The sequence below is a fragment of the Prochlorococcus sp. MIT 1307 genome, assembly GCF_034092395.1.
Lineage (GTDB): Bacteria > Cyanobacteriota > Cyanobacteriia > PCC-6307 > Cyanobiaceae > AG-363-K07.
In genome coordinates this window covers 449581-469541 of the sequence record NZ_CP139301.1, presented here as the reverse complement: position 1 = coordinate 469541, position 19961 = coordinate 449581, and the positions used below count along the sequence as shown (strand labels likewise).

Sequence of the window (19961 nt, the reverse complement as noted above, 5' to 3'; positions counted from 1 at the left end):
GAATTTTCTCTCGGAGCCTAAAACGACGAGAGCTATCATGTAAGGCTTTTAAGCAAGAAGTGGTAAGACGTGAAAATTTGAACCAGAAAGTGTCAGATTTATTGTTATTACATTGCAATGAACCCCAGTTGCGCCACATGGTGTATTGCTTTGACCTGGATTAATTCCTATAGCGGGCCAAGCAGAACCAGCTATTGATAAACGTAGTTTTTCTCCTCTTTTTATATCTGCCAGAACTGCTTGGAATCTGACTTCCCTTGCTAGTTCTTCTTTTGCTGCCTCGCCAATTACTCTCAATATTCCAGTTGATATTTGAAGAACTTTCGTTTCCTTATGATTGATTACAGATAGAGCAACGCAGAGGTCAAAGCCATCTTTGTCGGCCTTAACAATTAATTTCAAGACAGGAATGCCCTCGAGTCGAAGATTATCTTTAAGCTCCTTACTTGTGAAAGTCGCGATATCTCCTCTCATGTCTAAATCTTTTCGATCAGCAAGACCAGCTTGAGGACTGAGATGTCCTCCAATTGCTGGAACTGGCCTCCAAGGATCGTGAACTATATTTAATGTTCCAAAACTTTTTAAATTTGGTTGCAGTACACCTTCATTGGGATCTAGGCATGCTGCTCCTTGGCTTGACAGCCCCCAATAGTGTGATGGATTAGTTGATTGGTTTGATAATTGCCATACTTTCTTCGTGATATTCCAAAGCCTTTGTTTGGGTGCTTTTATCCTTTTGGTTGTTGGAGATTTTAGGTGCTGATTAAAGAATGACAGCAAAAGTTCCTGTGCTTCTGCCCACCATTGCAGATGCGTGGCTGGGCCAATGTGAAGTTCTGGTGCCCCCCCAGCTTCAATTGATTTTTGATAAAGGTCTATTACTCCACGTAGGTGGGGATCCCACCAGCCTCCAATTAGAAGCATCGGTTGACGCAGCCAGTTAGCAGGCGGTTGGTGAACTATCCATTCTTGGTTGTTTTTGCTTGAACGTGTAAACCAATCGTATGCCATTCCTTGAGGGTCAATTTCTTTAAGTAATAAGGCGCCTTCTTTAAGGTAGGTTTTGTTTTCAAGGCTATTTCGTATCCTTTCCCATCTCTCCTGGTCACCATTTCGATTGGCTTTTAAGGCGGCTAATTGCAATCCCCATGCCAGCCCTAGATGCCACCAAAATGCACCACCATCACAACTCCAATGATCATTTTCATTTAGGCCTGTCATTGCTGGGGCAAGACATTCTGGGGGTCGAGTATTGGGGTTTGCTGTTAATTGAGTTAGTCCTTGATAAGAGAAACCATATGTACCTAAAAGGCCATTGCAGTCTTGGAGAGATCGAACCCATTCATGGGTTTGACTTGTGTCTGATGCTTCCTGTTTGAATCCAGTGAAAGTCCCTTCAGACCCCCCTTGACCTCGCACATCTTGAACAACAACTAAATAACCATGACTTGCCCACCAAACAGGATGGTTAAAAGTAACTGTTGATGCAATTTCTCTTCCATAAGGTTGTCGCATCAGAAGAGCTGGCCAAGGTCCTCCCCCATTAGCTGGTGTCCATATTCTTGATATGAGATTTACTCCATCTTTGAGAAGTAGCTTTTCATCACGCCATGCAATTGACTCCATATAGATATGTGCCCTAGTTGACCTCTGGGCAGTTCAGTCCGATGACATATATAGAAAGAATCTCTGCATCTTTAATACTCAAATTCTTTTGTCGTGAGACTTGGTCTAAAGCTTCTTTTGAACTAGCCGAAATCCCTTTTTTATTAAGTTGGCGAAATTGACTGCATAATGCTTTGGCTTCTTTAGGGTTTCGCTTGACGCTCTCAAGCAGGTTTGATTGCGCTAGTGCTCCAGGAGTAAAGGCAAGGATCACCATTGCAATTGAATATAAATAATGCATTTTCCTCCGATTGAGGTTATCTCTAATATTTGATCTGATTTGTGGTTTTAGAGGGTTTATTAGGTCAGTTCTGAATTTGCCCTTTTTGCAATTTTTATCCATTTTTGGGCTTTTGGGAGATCCACAAAAGGCTCTTTCCCCGTATTCAATTGTCGTTCCAGTCGACCTGTTTTGCGAATCAATTCTTGAGGTGTCAATGATGCCAATGCTTTTGTTGATGCGATTCCTGCATGTAATAGCAAAGCAGCCTCTGATTGAGAAAGGTTGATCTCACAAATGAGTCTTGCCATGCCTCTAAGTCGTTTGAGGTTTCTGGTGGTTGCGCGGCTTTTTTGAGCAAGAATTAATAGTTCTTCTTCTTTAAGAGAATTGAGTGAAAGCCAGTTGTGAATTCCTAGGGCTCGAAGTTGTTTTTCCTCTTCATGGAAATGTTGTGGCAAATCATTGAGTGGTTTCTCCATTCTCTAAATTTCAATAGTTTTTAAAACTCCATCTGTTCTTTGAAGGAGGAGAAGGAATTTCATCGTTGAGATCAGCTACCTGGTCTTGAGGGGAGAGGGTAGGAGAAGGAATTTCATCGTTGAGATCAGCTACCTGGTCTTGAGGGGAGAGGGTAGGAGAAGGAATTTCATCGTTGAGATCAGCTACCTGGTCTTGAGGGGAGAGGGTAGGAGAAGGAATTTCATCGTTGAGATCAGCTACCTGGTCTTGAGGGGAGAGGGTAGGAGAAGGAATTTCATCGTTGAGATCAGCTACCTGGTCTTGAGGGGAGAGGGTAGGAGAAGGAATTTCATCGTTGAGATCAGCTACCTGGTCTTGAGGGGAGAGGGTAGGAGAAGGAATTTCATCGTTGAGATCAGCTACCTGGTCTTGAGGGGAGAGGGCATGAGAAGGAATTTCATCGTTGAGATCAGCTACCTGGTCTTGAGGGGAGAGGGTAGGAGAAGGAATTTCATCGTTGAGATCAGCTACCTGGTCTTGAGGGGAGAGGGTAGGAGAAGGAATTTCATCGTTGAGATCAGCTACCTGGTCTTGAGGGGAGAGGGTAGGAGAAGGAATTTCATCGTTGAGATCAGCTACCTGGTCTTGAGGGGAGAGGGCATGAGAAGGAATTTCATCGTTGAGATCATTCAAAAAGATGGTGCGATTATTTTTTATGTCTCTAACAACTTCTCCTAAAACTATTGGAGTAGTTACTCCCATTCTTGTTGTTTCTAACTTCCTAATGCGGACATGAACCATTGCGTCACTTCTACCCCCTCCTTTAAGGTTGGCTGCTATTTGCTCCAACGTTGGTAGAACGGCTTCTTCAGTGAAATCCTCTGGAGCTTGGGCGACGACGAGGTCATAACCATTATCAAAAACTATTGGAGCATATTGGGCTCCTTCTTTCAAAAAAGGAGGGTTATAGCTGGCTGTAAATGCCCAACAGCTGGTGGCGAGCAAAAGGCTGAAAACCGTTGCACCAACAAGGCGAAACTTTATCCCCCACCCTATTAAGAAAGAGAGCATGGTAGCCAAACCTAGACCTAGGCTTAGCCAGAAGAACCATTGAGTGGACTCCTTTACTAATTCAACGAGGTTCATGGGCTGGTCAAAAGTGGATTCATTTTTAATAATTGGTCGAGGTTTATAGGCTGGTAAAGATCAGATTCACTTCTTATAGTTCATTTACTCCCTCGAAGGTTAGTTAAATGCAATGGGAGTGAGGGACAAATCCTTAAAAGTTATTCGTTGGGGTGCCCTGGGGACTCTGATTGTTGTTGGTGGAACTCTTATTTGGAATTCTACTGACCGTTTTGTTGAAGGGATATTTGAGGGGTTACGCCCTGAACTTGAAAAGGAACTTTCAAAACCATTGGGACATCCTTTGGTTATTGGTCCATACAAAGGCTTAAGACCCTGGGGCATAGCTATTGGCCCTACTGAGTTGAAAGCAGGTCTGGAAGATGAGTCAACAGCAAAATTTTCAGGATTAGTCATTAAATATGCTCCTCTTGCCAGTTTGTTTAATTGGCGTCCTGTGGCAGTGATCAGTCCGAAAGGAACATATCTAAATTTAAGGCCAAATAAAAGTGGTGCTTTATGGGTAGCAGGTCCAACTGATGAGCCGACTCCAAATATTGCTCTATGGCTCTTGTTGCAGGACCCTGCCAGGGTTTTTATTCAACCATCCAATCTTGAGTTAACTGCTACGAGCAATACTTTTTTCAAATTAAAAGAGAAAATGGTAACTGGCTCCTTGCAATTAGGATTACCCGATAATGGAAAATTCTTTCTTAAAGGTAGTGGCTCCTGGGAAAAATTTGCACTTCAAGTAAGAGCACGTTTAAGCAAGGTTAAGCTTAAGCCTTTTCAGAGTATTTTTTCTGCGAGGTCAGGATTCCAGGCGCAAGGGCAACTTAATGGAGATTTGCAAGTCAAGGCCGAAGAGAGTGGCCTGAAATGTAAGGGCGGCATAACTCTGGTCGACTTCATAATGCAGGGTGGTTCTTTTGAAAATCCTCTTTCCGCTTCAAAAGCAACTATTCGGTGCAATGACAGTCAGGCACTCTTCCCTGAAAGTCAATGGAAATATGGCCCATGGGTTACTTCTATAACAGGACAGATTCCCTTAAATACAGGTACATTACATGTAGGGATAGACAGCTCTATACGCCTCAAGGGTGTAGATAGTTCAGAGATGAATGTCAAGGCAATGTTGCCATTTAGTTTTACTAGTGAAGGGTTGAGAACTGGAGAACTTCTGGCTGATTTTGATCTCAAGCCTTTCCCCTTGGTTCCTATCGGCTCTCTTCTTGAAACTTCATTGGCAGGAACTTTGTCTGCTAAAGGAAGGATTACCGGACCGCTCTCTGCGCTTAAGACTAATTTTGATATAGGGCTTACCAACCCTCAGGTTAATGGTCTTCGCCTGCAGGAAGTTTGGAGTGGTGCCTTCCAAGGCCTTTCAGGTGGTGGTGGTGAGCTGACTATGTCTTCTTCTGGAGCCTCAGTCCCTGGCAAATTATCTGCGAACTTCAACAAAAATTGGAAGCTAGATAATTTAAATGTCAAACGATTAGGAGGGGAAATCTTATTGGAAAGATTCAACAATTCCTTCTCTTGGAAGGCAAAAAGTTTTAGGCTTGATCGAGTTGAAGTAGCAATCCCACCTGAAAAGAGCTTTAAACGTATTTTTGGTCAGTTGAGTGGTAATGGAAGCGTTGGGATAAGCCCTCTTTCGATTGATGGAGAAATAACGATGCGTTACCCACGTTATATGGGTCTTCGTTTAAAGGAGGCTCGCTTGAATGGTAACTATTTTGAGAATAATTTTTCTGTTAATGGTGAGATCCTTCCACCTGATCAGGGCCAAGTTTTACTAAATGCTAAAGGTAGTGTGGGAGGTAGACTTAAGGCAAAAGCAGAAGCTTTAGGTGTTAGCGCAAGATGGATTACTGATACCGTACTTCAGTTGCCGAAAATTAATATAAAGGCTACTTCAATGGGAGGTAATGCAAAAGATTTGGGTGGCTTTTTTGTTAAAGCTTTTGGTGACTCCTTAGATGGACGTCTAAATGCACTGGTACATTCTCAAACTTCTTTATTAAACAGCAAAAGTAAAATCAGTTCTACCTATAAAAGGATTGATCCAAATGACCTTCAAGGTGAAGTTGATGCAGTGGTAGAAGTTGCAGGAGCTGATATGGAAAATCTCAATTTAGATCTAAAGCTTTCTGGTCATCTTTGGCCTACTGGAAGAAAAAGTCAAATTGACTTTAAAGTACAGCCACTTGTCGCAACTATTAGAGGCCCGTTGCAAGGAGGTTTGGGGCAATTCTCTCTTTTAAATGTACCTTTTTCACTTCTTTCTCTACTTGGGCCTGTCCCCTCCTCCTTATCAGGAATGTTTGGAATATCTGGGCAATATCGTAGAAGTAAGGGTATACCTGACATTACTGCTGAACTTGTTCTAGAAGATGCTCGTTTAGCTGAAAAAGAATTTGTTCTTGATAGAGGCGAATTTTCTTTAACTGATTCTATTTTGAAAATGGATGTGTTACTACGTAGTACTTCTTCAGTCGAGCCGTTGAGGTTGATTGGCGAAGTGCCATTGGATCCTTCATCACCAATAGATTTTAGGGTTGAGAGCCATGGTGATGGTCTTCATTTTCTTGCTGGTTTATCTGATGGTGCGTTGACTTGGGAAAAAGGAACCGCAGATGTCAGATTTCTTATAAGGGGAACTCGTGATGCTCCCATAGCTAATGGCTTTTTGGTCTTAAAAAATGGTGAGTTTGTTGTTATGGAGAAAGAGATAAAGGATTTAAACGCTTCCATGGTTTTTGATTTTAATAGGCTTGAAATACTTAATCTTGAGGGGAAGATGGGTAGTAAAGGTACTGTCAAAGGCTTTGGTTCCATTGGCTTGTTTCGTTCAGAACAGGAAGAACTCCAACCATTAGCTATTAAAATGAAGCAAGTCCCACTTAAATTGCCATATGGCGAAGTTGAGGTGGCATCAAATCTTCGTTTAAAAGGCGCATTATTTGAACCACAAATAGGTGGAAACCTAACTATTAAGGATGGATCATTTTCTCCTCCCAAGAAGAGTGGCTCGAAAAAAAAGATTTCCAAAGAAAATAATGTAAGTGCGAGTTTTTCTAGGCGTAGAAAAATGACATTACTACCAGAGCAAAGGTGGGATATGAAAAAACCCCTTAATTTGTTTGTACAAGATTCAAATTCAACAGCCAGCAGAATTTTTCGCTTATCTATCCCTAAAAAATTCTCCAAAATAAGCTTTAATAAATTGCGGTTACGTTTGGGACCTAAGTTTCAAATAGCCACTCCCCCTAATGCTTTTACACTCCAACCACTTGCGATTTTCGATGCTAATGGTCTTCTGACCTTAAATGGCGCCTTAGATCAAACACTTGCTGCAAGTGGAGTTGTTCGTTTGACGAAAGGACGTGTCAACCTATTTACCACCACATTCAATTTTGATCGGAGCAAACAAAATGTCGCAGTATTTGCGCCTTCAATGGGGTTAATTCCTTATGTTGACGTAACAATGATTACTAGCATTCCTGACACGCTTAGATCTGCTGAAAATCTTTCTTCTTCTAGTGACTTTTCAACTAATGGATCAGGCGCATTTGGCATTGGGGGCTCTCGGATGATCAAGGTAGAACTTATAGCGACGGGTCCTGCTGATCGTATTTCTGACAACTTCCAACTAACAAGTAGGCCAACTATGCCTCGTAATGAACTAATTGGACTCCTTGGCGGTAACTCGCTTACTAGTTTGTTTCAGGGAGGAGAGAGTGCTGTTTTGGGTACTGTAATTGGGAGATCTTTTATCTCTCCTCTTCTAGGTAATGTCACAGATTCATTTAGTGAACGATTACAATTTTCTTTATATCCGACCACAATTGTGTCTAGTCCCAAAGGGGCTAAGGACGCTAAATCTAGTAGTGGTGATGAAACAGATACACCTCAACAGGCTTGGGTTACAGATATTGGGATTGATTTAAATAAAAAGTTCAATTTTTCTGTTCAGGCGACACCGAACCGTAGCGATATTCCTCCACAGGGAACTCTTCGATATGCAGTCAACTCAAATTTAGATGCACTTGGCTCTCTTGACAAGGAGGGTAATTGGCAGAGTCAATTTCAATTGTTTTTAAGGTATTGAGTAGATGTATTCTTCAAGTTGCCACTTGATAGGAGTAGAGATCGGAGTTGAAACTATTAGACTTTGTTGCTTTGATCTTTCTGGTAATCCTTATAGCATTTCTCAATTGGAACTTCCACGACCAGCGATGCCAGGAGCTGTAACAGTTGCACTATGCGACAAAATAGAGTTGATTGACCCTGATTGTCGGGCGGATTTGGTTGGAGTAGGCCTTCCTGGTGTGATAGACATAACTGGCAGGACAGTAACCTCATGCCCCATGCTTCCAGGATGGTTCGATGTTCCTCTTAGTGATTGGTTAGAGCCAAGATTGTCTAGGAAGGTTTTTCTTAATAACTCTATTAAATGCTCTAAAGCCGGGAAGAATTGTCAGGCGAAGATTAAGTACAGTGATCATAATATATTCATGACTCGTGGAGCAGCTCTTTTGGCTTTAAGGGACTCAAAAGTTTTATAGACTACCTTTAAGGAGTAATGATCTCTCTAAGTAAATTAAAGCGATGACCTGTTCTCTTAGAGTTCCTGAACCTTCTACTGATTTATACAAAAGAGCTGTTTTAGTACGTAATTCTGCTAGCACTCTTGGACAGACATCAGATGTACAGCGAAAATCTGCTCTAATTGCAATGGCAGATGCTTTGGCTCGGCGGTCAACAGAAATAGTTAAAGCCAATATTGAGGACCTCAATCGTTCTTCTGATGAAGGTCTTAATCAAGCCTTAATGGCAAGACTCAAGCTAGATGAGATCAAGTTGAAAGCCGCTATAGAAGGAGTCCGCCAAGTTGCTTGTTTACCAGACCCTCTTGGATTGCGTCAATTGTACCGAGAGTTAGACCATGGACTTTTGCTTGAGAGGTTAACTGTCCCCTTGGGGGTGTTAGGGGTCATTTTTGAAGCAAGGCCTGATGCTGTTATACAGATTGCGTCGCTAGCTATACGTTCAGGTAATGGTGCAATCCTTAAAGGTGGTAGTGAAGCGAGCCGTACTAATGATGTTATTTTGACGACGTTGCAAGAGGGACTTTCTCTTTCTGAGGTGGAGCCACAGGCGTTAGCTTTGTTGACTACTCGTAAAGAAAGCTTAGCCCTGCTTCGATTAGATGGACTAGTTGATTTGATTATTCCACGTGGTAGCAATGAACTAGTACGTTTTATTCAAGATAATACCCGTATTCCAGTTCTTGGTCATGCAGATGGTATCTGCCATTTATATGTGGATTCAGATGCGGATTTGTTAATGGCACTACGCGTAGCTATTGATAGCAAGACGCAATATCCTGCTGCTTGTAATGCTATAGAGACACTGCTTGTACATCAGGATATTGCTCAGACGTTCTTATCTAAGGCAATCCCGGCATTTCAAAAACTAGGAGTAAAACTATTAGGTGATGAGAAAAGCCAAGCAATTGGAATTGATTTTGGAGCCAGTGAAAAAGATTGGGAAACTGAATATCTTGATTTGATTCTTTCAGTTAAGATAGTTCAGTCCGTTGATGAAGCTATATCACATATAAATACCTATAGCTCTCGTCATACTGAATCTATTATGACTAATAACAAGTTAACGGCGGAAAAGTTCCTATGTGCTATTGATAGTTCAGGTGTTTATCACAACTGTTCTACTCGCTTTGCTGATGGTTTTCGATATGGTTTTGGAGCTGAAGTTGGGATCAGTACTCAGACTCTTCCTCCAAGAGGTCCGGTGGGTTTGGAAGGGTTAGTAACGTATAGATATTTTTTGCGGGGTGAAGGACACATCGCTTCTGATTACGCCTCAGGTGACAAGTGCTTTACACATAAGAACTTACTTTTATGAGTGGTTATCAATCTATTGGAGCTATTCATGTAAATAATGTCAACTTATGGGCCCATGTTGGTGTCCTAGATCAGGAACGTCTTCATGGACAATCATTCTTATTGGATTTTAGCCTCTGGCTAGACTTGAAAAAAGCAGCTTTAAATGATGATCTATCCGCTACAGCAGATTATAGTCTTGCTATAAAAGATCTTCAGCAAATTGCTTTTCAGCTTAATTGCAAAACCATTGAACGATTTAGCGAATTAATTTTAGATCGCCTTGAATGCATTTATGGTCCAATCCCTATGAAGGTTTTTCTTCGAAAATGCTCGGCTCCTATTTCAGGTTTTGGTGGAAGTGTGGGTGTAGAGAGAAGTCGCTACTTTCCTCCCCAAATTAGTAATGACTTCTCTTGAAAGGAATCTTATTTTGGTTCATGGGCTATGGGATGACCCCCGAATTTTTAATCGTTTACTTGGCTATTTAGAAAAAAGTAATTTGTGTGTATATACGCCTCACCTGCCTCATAAGGGTGGAAGTATTCCTTTACAAAAGCTGGCTTTTCTCTTAGAGGAATTGATAAATAAGCGTTTTGGTGCTGACAAGGTTGTTGACTTGCTTGGCTTCTCAATGGGAGGCCTTGTCAGTAGAGTATGGCTGCAAGAATTAGGCGGTGCCCTACGAACTAATAGTTTTATTAGTGTAGGTACACCTCACCGTGGAACGGTTATGGCTGAATGTATACCTTCATGGTGGCTTCCAGGTGTTGCTGATATGAAACGTGGTAGTGATTTACTAAGAGACTTGAGTAGAGATGTTCATAAATTGCAAGCGGTAAAATGTAGTAGTTATTTTTGTCGTTGGGACTTGATGACTTTCCCCGGTTGGCAAGCAACTTTACCCATTGGTGCAAACTTTTCTGTTCCGGTACTTACTCATAAAGACTTGATTTCTCATCCCAAGTCTTTGAAAATCATATCTCATGCGATATTCAGTCAGTAACAGATAGTCCTGAATGACGAATTAATGCTTTTGTATTTGGAGATCTTCCTCGGAATTTTTTAAAGACATCTTGGGGCGACTTACTACCTCCAAGGCTTAGAACAGTGTCACGGAAGCGCTTTCCTATAGCTTTGATTTGTTCTTCATTATCAACTTCTACTTCTTCAAAAGCTGCATAGGCATCTGCACTTAGTACTTCTGACCATTTGTAGGAGTAGTAACCTGCTGAATAACCACCTGCAAAGATGTGGCTGAAAGCACATAGAAACTGATCTTCTTTGATTGGAGGTATCACGGTTGTTGTTTGAGCAATCTGTCTTCTTAGATGATCAGGAGTGTTTTTATTTTGTTCCCCCCATTCACTATGAAGACGTAGATCTGTCAACGCGAAATGAACTTGTCTAAGTGTCGCGAGCCCAGAATTAAATGTACGACTCAGTTGCAACTTCTTGAATTCTTCTTGACCTAATGATTCGCCGGTTTGCCAATGCTTTGCCATTCCCATTAGCGTTTTGCGGTCTAAACACCAATTCTCCATAAATTGACTGGGCAGCTCTACTGCATCCCATTCAACATTATTAATACCTGCTGCTTGTGGATAGTCGACAGTCGTAAGCATGTGTTGTAGTCCATGACCAAATTCATGGAACAACGTCTCTACTTCTTCGAAACTCATAAGGCTAGGCTTGTCTTTTGTTGGTGGTGTTTGATTACAAATTAAATAAGCGATTGGTAGAACAGTCTTGCCATCTTGAAACTTGCTTCTTCCAAGACATTCATCCATCCATGCTCCACCACGTTTGTTACTTGGTCTGCTGTAGGGGTCTAGGTAGAAATAAGCGAGATCTGATCCACTTGAATCGAGCACTTTGAAAAAACGAACATCTTCATGCCAAGTAGGTATATCTCCATCAGCTTTTTCGATTTTTATCCCGAAAAGCCTTTCGCAGAGATCGAAAAGGCCTTGAAGTACTTGAGGTAGTGGAAACCAAGGTCTGAGTTCTTCTTGGTTAAGTTGAAATTTTTCTTGTTTAAGTTGTTCTGACCAATAATTTATGTCCCATGGTGCCAGTTTAGATGCTTCTTTGGCGCCATGTCTTTCGGCGCATGATTGCAGATCAGCGAGTTCTTTTTGTGCTGCAGGCATTGCCGCAGAACGTAGTTCTTCAAGTAGCTTTTCTACAGTTTCTATGTTTTCAGCCATTTTGTTGCACAAGCTCAGTTCTGCCCAGCTTTTGTGTCCTAATCGTTTTGCTTGTTGAGTTCGAAGTTTAAGTATCTCTTCTATCAATACTTGGTTATTTAAATCTCCATCGCTGGCCCTGCTGACATGAGCTTTATAAAGGCATTCTCTGATTTCTCTTTTCCTTCCATGTGTCATAAAAGAAATATATCTAGGCATGTCTAGGCCAAGCCTCCATGGTCCCTCTTTTGCTGTTGGAATATTTTTGTTGTCTTGTCTTAAATCACCTGATTCTTTTGCAGAAGCGGCAAGAAGTTCAAGTGCTCTAGGTGGTAGACCTTCAACATCAGATTTTTTGGTTAAAAGTAAACTCCATTTTTTCGTAGCATCAAGAACATTGTTGCTGAAAGTTGTGGATAGTTCAGCTAGACGCTCACTTGCGACATTGAAATCTTCTTGGTTAGGTCCATCTAATCCAACACCACGTTGATTCATAGAAAGCAACTCTGCTTCAAGTATTCTTTTTTGAGTTTGATTTAGGCTTAGTTTTGTTGAATTCTTTTCAAGTGAACATAAGGCTTTGTGAATGATTTTACTTTGTCCAATTTTATTGCTAAATCGAATTACATCTGTTTGCTTTTTAGAGTAGGCTTCACGTAGTTCAGGAGTATTGCGCACTCCGTTTAGGTGGCATACAACGCCCCAACTCCAACGCAACCGCTCTGACAGTTTGTGTAGAGGCGTCATCACTTCATCCCAATTTAGGGATTGTTTAGAATTGAGGCTTTTGTTAATCTCTTGTTCTAATAGAGTGAAATCTTCATTGAGTTGTTTTAGTAGTAAAGAAAGATTTTCATTTATTTTTAAAGGTGTTATTTCTTTATAGTTAGGTATTCCTTGGCCCTGAAGTAAAGGTTCTACTTTTGTGTTTTTAGATTTTTTATTCATGTTAGCTAAAAATTGTAAATTTTGTTATAGCTATAAGATTATGAGTTAGAAGTGTTTGGGCTAAAGCATTAGTTGATGATTCATATAAATCTATAGCTATTCTTGGCCAAAAACCAATTACTAATGTTGGAACTAAAAGGCTAAGCCCTATAGTTAACTCTCGTGGACTCATCTCTTCTATCTTTGCTAATGCTGGTATCCTTGGACCAAAGAATACACGCCTGCACATTGATAAGAGGTAAATTGGAGTTAGAACTAATCCTATTGCTGCCATAAATATAGTGATTGCTCTAAAGATAGAAGTAAAATTATCTTGACTTGTAATGCCTAAGAAAACAGTAATTTCGCTTACAAAGCCGCTCATTCCTGGGAGCGCTAAGGATGCTAATGAACTTGCTAAAAAGAAAGCAAAGGTTATTGGTAATACCTTTGCCAGCCCTCCCATGTTTGGGATTGAAAGTGTATTTGTTCGTTCATAAAAAGATCCTGTGAAGAAAAACATCGCGGCTGCAATTAATCCATGACTAATCATTTGAAGCATTGCACCACTTATTCCAAGAGCATCTATTGCGCCAATTCCTAACAAAACAAAACCCATATGACTTACTGAGCTACAGGCAATCCTTCGTTTCACATTGTCCTGAGCAAAAGCGTTAAGAGCGCCATAAATAATATTGACAATTCCTATTACTACAAGTGCTGGAGCTAGTTGGGTATGAGCTTCAGGGAGCATTTGTACGTTGAATCGTAGTAGTGCATATCCGCCCATCTTCAACAGCACACCTGCTAAAAGCATTGAAACGGGCGCATTTGCTTCTCCATGAGCGTCAGGAAGCCATGTATGTAGAGGAAAGATAGGAAGCTTTACACCAAAACCAACTAAAAAACCGAGGTAACAAAATAGCCCAAAACTGCCTTTTGGAGCTCTACTTGCTAGTTCAGTTAAGTTGAGAGTGTATTGGCCAGCTGAAAGGGCTAGAGCAAGCCCACTTATGAGTATCAGTAAAGAGGCAAGAGCTGTATAGAGGATGAACTTTGTGGCTGCATATTGACGATTAGTTCCTCCCCAGATTGCAATTAACAAATATACGGGGACTAGTTCCAATTCCCAGGCTAGGAAAAACAGGAGAAAATCTTGGGATAGAAATACCAGTCCTTGAGCAGAAGCTTGTATTAGTAATAGTGCAAAATATAGCTTGGTCTTGCTTTTAAGTTTCCAGCTTGCAGCAGCTGAAAGTAGGGTTATTAAGCCACTTAGAACCAAAAGAGGGGCCGAAATACCATCAATTCCTAGTGACCATTCAAGTCCTATTAAAGGAATCCAATTAACTCTTTCGGCTAATTGGATTCCAGGTACTTGAGTATTGAAAATGGTTCCTATTACACCAATGATCAGTAAGAAATCTGCAAACAGGAAACCTAGAGCTATGTTTCTAGGAAGGTTTGAATTAGATTTGTCACCGCCTGGTAATAAAGGAATTACCAAGGAACCTGCTGCTGGAAGCAGAACTATTAGTGAAAGCCAGGGGATTGATGCCTGGGACGCCGCCGTTAGCGGCATATTGGCGTCCATGATTTTTTAGTGGATTTGTACGAACTTACCAGCCCCAGGTTAATGGTCTGAGTAGAACTACTCAGACAGCCCTGGACGCCATTGGCTTCCAGTCGTTTGAAGGCTAAGAATGGGAGCTCTACTTTCTACCCCTAAATTTTCCCATGCCTTCATCATGGCTTGACTTATTTGGGGACCATCAGCTTCATTGCAAAGTGCAAGAACACTTGGACCTGCTCCGCTAATTACGCAACCCCAAGCTCCAGCTTCTATTGCTGCTCCTCTTACTTCAAGCCCACCCTTAATTAATCTCCATCTGTAAGGTTCATGTAGGCGGTCGTTCATTCCATCGGCTATTAACTCTCCGTTGCCAGTTCTAAGTCCTTGTAAAAGCAACGTAAGAGCGCCAAGGTTTGTAATTGCATCCCCTATGGGAATTGTCTTAGGCATAACTCTTCTAGCCTCACTTGTACTTAAACGTATCGAAGGAATAGCTACAACCGCTTTAACTGAGTGCATCCATTCACAGCGAATTACTCTCCAACGCTCTGAGGCCGCTTTGGCTGTCATGCATAATCCCCCTAACAGAGATGGAACAACATTGTCGGGATGACCTTCAATATCTATTGCAAGTTCTAAAAGCTTTTCTTTTGCAAGTGGAGAGTCCATAAGGGCATTTGCACCTACTAGGCCAGCGACAATTGCGGTAGCACTGCTCCCCAGCCCTCTCGCTGGTGGGACAGCAAGCCTCACTCTCGCCTCCAGTCCTACTGGTTCAATTCCTGCGGCTTTCCAGACTCTCTGAGCAGCTCGATAAACCAAATTCTCTGGCCCTCCACGTAGGTGGCTACCCTCATTTCCTTCCATGATGAGTTCAAAACGTTCACCATCACCTTCAATTCTTTTTATGGTGAATCGATTGTTTAATCCCAATGCTGCGCCTAGGCAGTCAAAGCCTGGACCTAGGTTGGCTGTAGTGGATGGAACGTCCACTATCACTTTTTGTCCAATGCGCGGCTGCGCCATCCCAATTTTTCTATTGCATTAAGTTTCTCACCTACTCAGCAAGCATGCGAGCTCTACAGGCTGCACTAAATAGACCAGCTTCTGGATCAATAATTGCCATTACTGGAATTTCTTCTAGATATTTGTAAAAACGTCCTTTTCTTTTTAATGATTCTAGAAAGGTTGTAGACCGTATTCCATCAAGTTGCTTGGTAGTAGCTCCTCCACCAATCCAAAGGCCACTTTCACAAAGTTCTTGCAAGGCAAGGTCCCCTGCGACGGATCCATACGCACTCAACCAAAGGCTTAGAACTTCTTTCATCATTTTGTCTCCATTTTTTGCAGCTTTACTTGCTAAAGAAGGGAGATCTAGTTCTTTGTTTAATCTCCATGCCTCTGAAATGTTTTTTAGTGGGTGTGAAATTGCATCTGTTTGCTTTAATCGCCAACGTGCAATATGACCTAAACCATTTCCACTAACAACTCTCTCAATAGATAAACGTTCTAATTTTAGGTCGGCTTTCAGCCATTCAGAAAGTTCCCATTCTGTTTTTGTACGAGGAGAAAACTCACTGTGTCCGCCTTCACTTGGAAAGGCTAAAATCTTTTTTTTAGTGATAATACCTTTGGCTATACCTAAGCCAGTTCCAGCAGCTAGAACAGCAATTGTTCTTTTCCTTTGACTCTTTTCTTTTCCTACTTGTACTTGTACAAATTGACGACTATTTAGGAAAGGGATTCCATAAATAAGAACACCAACATCATTTATTAGTTCGAGCGAAGATAGATTTATTGATTTTTGTATTTCGTCCTGATTTAGTTTCCACCCTAGATTAGTTAGTTCGCATGAACCATTAGAGACTGGACCTGCCAAAGCAAAACAGCCATATGTAGGCGGTTGGATTCCATTTGGGAGGCTCGTAATAAAATCTAAAAGTATTGGTCTAAATGCATTCCAATCTGATGATAAGTATTTTTTCTGATAAAGCTTAATTATTTTGTTCTCCCATGTGAAGATTCCCAATAGTATCTTCGTGCCACCAATATCACCAGCAATAAAGTTCATTCCTTGGGACTGTTTTTGATTGACTTTGTTCCTTTTAGTAAAATTGATTCTTTTAATATAGAGATGAAGCTTTCTAGATCCATATTGCCAAGATCTTTACCTTCTCGGGTCCTCACTGATATTGTTTGTTCTTTAATCTCCTTGTCTCCAATGATTATAAGAAAAGGAACTCTTTGAAGAGTATGTTCTCTTATCTTAAAGCCAATCTTTTCATTTCTTAGGTCAACCTCAGCTCTGAAGCCCTTTTCTAAGAGTTGATCTATTACATATCTGCAGGTATCTGTACTTCTATCTGTTATGCCCATAACTATTACTTGAACTGGAGCAAGCCATGAGGGAAACTTACCTTCATAATTCTCTATTAATATTCCAATGAAACGCTCGAAAGAGCCCAAAATAGCCCGATGAAGCATAACAGGTGTTGTTCGTTGACTGTTTTCATCTATGTAGGTAGCTTCAAGTCTTTCAGGCATTGAAAAATCTACTTGGATAGTGCCACATTGCCAAATTCTTCCTAGACAATCTTTAAGGGAAAATTCTATCTTTGGACCATAGAAAGCACCTTCTCCTGGAAGTATTTCCCAGTCTAAATTTTTAGCGTGTAAGGCATCGGTTAATGCTGCCTCAGATTTATCCCAGATCTGGTCAGACCCTACTCGCTTTTCTGGCCTTGTTGATAGTTTAATTAATATAGACTCAAATCCAAATGCTTTATAAACTTCAAAGACTAAATCAATAAAATTTGAAACTTCAGATTGAATTTGTGATTCTTTGCAGAATATATGTGCATCATCTTGTACAAAATTTCGGACTCTCATTAATCCATGTAAGGCTCCTGAAGGTTCATTTCTATGACAGGATCCAAATTCAGCTAATCTAATAGGTAGATCTTTATAACTCTTTAGGCCTTGATTGAAAACTTGTACATGACAAGGACAATTCATAGGCTTAATAGCATATTCTCTATTTTCTGAAGTTGTAGTAAACATATCATCTTTAAACTTATCCCAATGTCCTGATTTTTCCCAAAGTGAACGATCTACAGCCTGAGGGGTTTTTATCTCAAGGTAACCATTTGCTCTTAGTACTTCTCGAATATATCCTTCTAATACTTGATAAATAGCCCATCCTTTTGCATGCCAAAATATCATTCCAGGAGCTTCTTCTTGTGTGTGGTAAAGAGATAGCTGCTTTGCAATTTTCCTGTGATCTCTTTTGTCTGCCTCTTCAAGTCTTTTTAAATAGGATTTAAGATCTTTAGGGTTAGACCATGCTGTTCCGTATATACGCTGTAACATTTCATTATTAGAATCTCCTCTCCAATAGGCACCAGAAACCTTCATTAGCTTAAATGATCTTAAGTGTTTCGTATTAGGAACATGTGGACCTCTGCACATGTCTGTATATTCTTCGTGCTTATATAACTTTATTTCTTCTCCTTTAGGTATTTCGTCCACGATTTTCAATTTGTATGGTTCATTTCGCTCTGTAAAGGTTTTACGTGCTTCTTCAGTAGTTACGATCTCAACAATTACATCATAATCTCGCTTGATAAGTTCCTGCATTCTGAGCTCTATCTTTTCAAGATCCTCTGGAGTAAAAGTTTTATCGTAGGCAATATCATAATAAAATCCATCATCAATTACTGGGCCGATTGCCATCTTTGCCTTTGGATATAGTTGCTTAACTGCATGGCCTATTAAATGGGCAAATGAATGCCTAATAATTTCAACTCCTTCTACATCTTTTGAAGTTATAATACTAACATTTGAATCTGATTTGATTGGTATACATGTATCTACTAATACACCATTTACTCTCCCAGCTAAGGCTGCTTTAGCTAATCCAGGGCCAATCTTTTCCGCTACTTGTATAACAGTAACAGGCTTTCCGAAGTCTATTTTTTTTCCATCTGGAAGTGTAATTACTGGCATAGTCTAGCTGCCTCTATGTCCTTGTGTAGAAAATTTATCTTCTTGCTAATTATACAGAAAGAGATCATCGTATCTATTAGGTATAAAAGGATTAGTTTTGGTTCTTCCTAAGTAGTCCAAGTGCTAATTGCAAACGTTTTAGAGTTGAATTCGCGACTTCTTCTGCTTGATTCTTTCCATTGTCGAGAATGTAATGGAGCTCAGTCCGATCTTTCATGAGTTCTTTGTATTTGTTTTGAATTGGTTCTAAAGCAGATATAGTTGCTTCTGTTAATAATGGTTTAAAGGTCCCCCAACCCATCTGTGAGCATTCTCTTGCTACATTCTCTCTTCCCATTCCACTCAAGATGGCATAAAGACTTAGTAGATTGTCAGCTTCAGGTCTGTTAGGATTGTCAAATTCCAGGCCAAAATGTTGGTCTGTTTTTGCACGCTTTATTTTCTTTTTAATTAAGTCTGGTGGATCTAGTAATGTAATTCTACTGTTCTCATTTGGGTCACTTTTACTCATCTTGTTATTACCTTCTGTGAGACTCATAACCTTTGCGCCTTCTTTGATTATTAGTGGGGTTGGAACTTTTAAAATTGGGATTGATTCAGAACCAAAGCGAGAATTTATTCTTTGTTGAGCAATGTCTCTAGCTAATTCTAGATGCTGTTTTTGATCTTCCCCAACTGGTACTAGATCAGCATCATAAAGAAGAATATCCGCAGCCATCAAGACTGGATAGTCCAGCAGACCGATAGAAACATTGTCACCTTGTTTTACCGATTTCTCTTTAAATTGGATCATCCGCTCCATCCAATTAAGTGGCGTGACACAGTTAAGTAACCAACAAAGTTCACTATGTGCAGCTATTTGACTTTGAATAAATATTGAACATTGTTGTGGATTCATTCCACAAGCTATATATAAAGCAGCAGTTTTAAGTGTATTTTCTGCCAGTAAACTTGGATCATGGGGCACTGTTATTGCGTGTAGGTCTACTACACATACAAAGGTTTCATGATCTTCTTGCAGCTTTACCCAGTTTCGAATTGCACCGAGCCAGTTGCCAAGATGTAAGGCTCCTGTTGGTTGAACACCAGAAAGAACACGCTTGCGGCCCACTTATTGAATGCTCTCTTGATTTGTTTGAGCCTCTTCCTCTGAGGAATCATTTAACCCTGCTTCTTTTTTGTCACTTTCTGAGGCTTGTTCTATTGATGATGTCTTTTCAACCTCATCAGAGACCGTTCCCTCGTCTGCTATTTGTTGAGAGCTGTCTTCTTCATGACCGTTATCTTGAACAGCTGGTTGAGGCTTTTCTGGTCTCGCAAAAGGGTTGGGCTTAGGAACTCCTCTATTGAAGTTTTGTTCTTCTCCGTCAAAGCGTCTTCGTGAACCTTGTCTTCCATCTTCCCTTCTATTTCCCGCATTGGACATTTGAGAACGTGTTTGTGTTACTAGCTCATCAAGCTTTCCTTCCTCAAGCATCTGGGCAAGAGTTCGAATGGCAAATCCAAGAACTGCAACTGTTGAACGAAGGTTAAAGGCTTCTTGGAGTGCGCGAGCGGCACGCATTTCATTGTCACTAAGTCGGATTCGAAAGCCTCCACCTTCTCTTCCTCCCTGAGATCTGCTACCTGGACCCCTTCCTCCTCTGAAACCAGCGCGAGAATCATCTCGATTGCCCTCATAGCTTCTGTTCTTTTGATGAGGGTCGCTGTAGGAATCACCCATGTCCTTCTACCTGTTGTCAGGCTAAGTGTGACTCATCTTCGTCCTCCTGCCGATGATTTTCTTCACTCCTTCAGCAGATTCACATCTCATGAATTTGTTTAAATCTTTTTGTACAAAAAAAACGGTAACTGTTTGTGTGTGTTTTTCTTTGAAAACCCTTTAG

Annotated in this window: 16 protein-coding genes; 5 read left to right on the top strand and 11 right to left on the bottom strand. The window is 40.8% G+C overall.

Annotated features, from left to right (window positions below; all coding sequences use genetic code 11):
* Positions 1-48 precede the first annotated feature (48 nt).
* The 4 genes from SOI82_RS02435 to SOI82_RS02420 are packed head-to-tail and all read right to left on the bottom strand — an operon-like array spanning position 49 to position 3493.
* The gene (locus tag SOI82_RS02435; protein ID WP_320667799.1) at positions 49-1626 is read right to left on the bottom strand and encodes a CocE/NonD family hydrolase; all 1578 of its coding nucleotides are present in this window, start codon (positions 1624-1626) and stop codon (positions 49-51) included.
* A gap of 13 nt (positions 1627-1639) precedes the next feature.
* Positions 1640-1906, bottom strand: a complete 267-nt coding sequence (locus SOI82_RS02430) for a hypothetical protein (protein ID WP_320667798.1) — start codon at positions 1904-1906, stop codon at positions 1640-1642.
* A gap of 59 nt (positions 1907-1965) precedes the next feature.
* Positions 1966-2367, bottom strand: a complete 402-nt coding sequence (locus SOI82_RS02425; protein ID WP_320667797.1) for a DUF4332 domain-containing protein — start codon at positions 2365-2367, stop codon at positions 1966-1968.
* Between the two features lie 10 nt (positions 2368-2377).
* Complete coding sequence (locus tag SOI82_RS02420) at positions 2378-3493, bottom strand: Ycf51 family protein (protein WP_320667796.1); 1116 nt, start codon at positions 3491-3493, stop codon at positions 2378-2380.
* A 118-nt stretch (positions 3494-3611) separates the two neighbouring features.
* Between SOI82_RS02420 and SOI82_RS02415 the strand changes: the two genes are divergently transcribed.
* From SOI82_RS02415 to SOI82_RS02395, 5 genes are read left to right on the top strand one after another with little or no spacing between them, the layout of a single operon-like run.
* On the top strand, positions 3612-7586 hold the full coding sequence (locus SOI82_RS02415) for a translocation/assembly module TamB domain-containing protein (protein ID WP_320667795.1): 3975 nt from the start codon (positions 3612-3614) through the stop codon (positions 7584-7586).
* A gap of 4 nt (positions 7587-7590) precedes the next feature.
* Positions 7591-8043 (top strand): ROK family protein, encoded by a 453-nt coding sequence (locus tag SOI82_RS02410; RefSeq protein ID WP_320667794.1) that lies wholly within the window; start codon positions 7591-7593, stop codon positions 8041-8043.
* Positions 8044-8086: 43 nt separating this feature from the next.
* Positions 8087-9403 carry a glutamate-5-semialdehyde dehydrogenase gene (locus SOI82_RS02405; protein WP_320667793.1) on the top strand — a complete coding sequence of 439 codons (1317 nt, stop codon included), beginning with the start codon at positions 8087-8089 and terminating at the stop codon, positions 9401-9403.
* Positions 9400-9801, top strand: coding sequence for a dihydroneopterin aldolase (locus SOI82_RS02400; RefSeq protein WP_320667792.1), 402 nt, complete (start codon positions 9400-9402; stop codon positions 9799-9801). The genes SOI82_RS02405 and SOI82_RS02400 overlap by 4 nt, the downstream gene beginning before the upstream one ends.
* Complete coding sequence (locus SOI82_RS02395) at positions 9788-10387, top strand: esterase/lipase family protein (protein ID WP_320667791.1); 600 nt, start codon at positions 9788-9790, stop codon at positions 10385-10387. The genes SOI82_RS02400 and SOI82_RS02395 overlap by 14 nt, the downstream gene beginning before the upstream one ends.
* On the opposite strand, the gene SOI82_RS02390 is transcribed toward SOI82_RS02395, so the two are convergent.
* From SOI82_RS02390 to SOI82_RS02360, 7 genes are all read right to left on the bottom strand, one after another.
* Positions 10377-12518, bottom strand: a complete 2142-nt coding sequence (locus SOI82_RS02390) for a M3 family metallopeptidase (RefSeq protein ID WP_320667790.1) — start codon at positions 12516-12518, stop codon at positions 10377-10379. The two genes, SOI82_RS02395 and SOI82_RS02390, sit on opposite strands and share 11 nt — an antisense overlap.
* A 1-nt stretch (position 12519) precedes the next feature.
* Complete coding sequence (locus SOI82_RS02385) at positions 12520-14091, bottom strand: NAD(P)H-quinone oxidoreductase subunit 4 (RefSeq protein WP_320667789.1); 1572 nt, start codon at positions 14089-14091, stop codon at positions 12520-12522.
* Positions 14092-14148: 57 nt separating this feature from the next.
* Positions 14149-15096, bottom strand: a complete 948-nt coding sequence (gene thrB / locus SOI82_RS02380; RefSeq protein WP_320667788.1) for a homoserine kinase — start codon at positions 15094-15096, stop codon at positions 14149-14151.
* Between the two features lie 31 nt (positions 15097-15127).
* A complete protein-coding gene (locus SOI82_RS02375; RefSeq protein WP_320667787.1) occupies positions 15128-16141 on the bottom strand; it encodes a glucokinase in 1014 nt (337 codons plus the stop codon).
* Positions 16138-18075, bottom strand: coding sequence for a threonine--tRNA ligase (thrS, locus tag SOI82_RS02370; RefSeq protein WP_320667786.1), 1938 nt, complete (start codon positions 18073-18075; stop codon positions 16138-16140). The genes SOI82_RS02375 and thrS overlap by 4 nt, the downstream gene beginning before the upstream one ends.
* Before the next feature lie 91 nt (positions 18076-18166).
* A complete protein-coding gene (gene trpS, locus SOI82_RS02365) occupies positions 18167-19186 on the bottom strand; it encodes a tryptophan--tRNA ligase (protein ID WP_320667785.1) in 1020 nt (339 codons plus the stop codon).
* Positions 19187-19798, bottom strand: a complete 612-nt coding sequence (locus tag SOI82_RS02360; protein WP_320667784.1) for a hypothetical protein — start codon at positions 19796-19798, stop codon at positions 19187-19189.
* Positions 19799-19961: the final 163 nt, after the last annotated feature.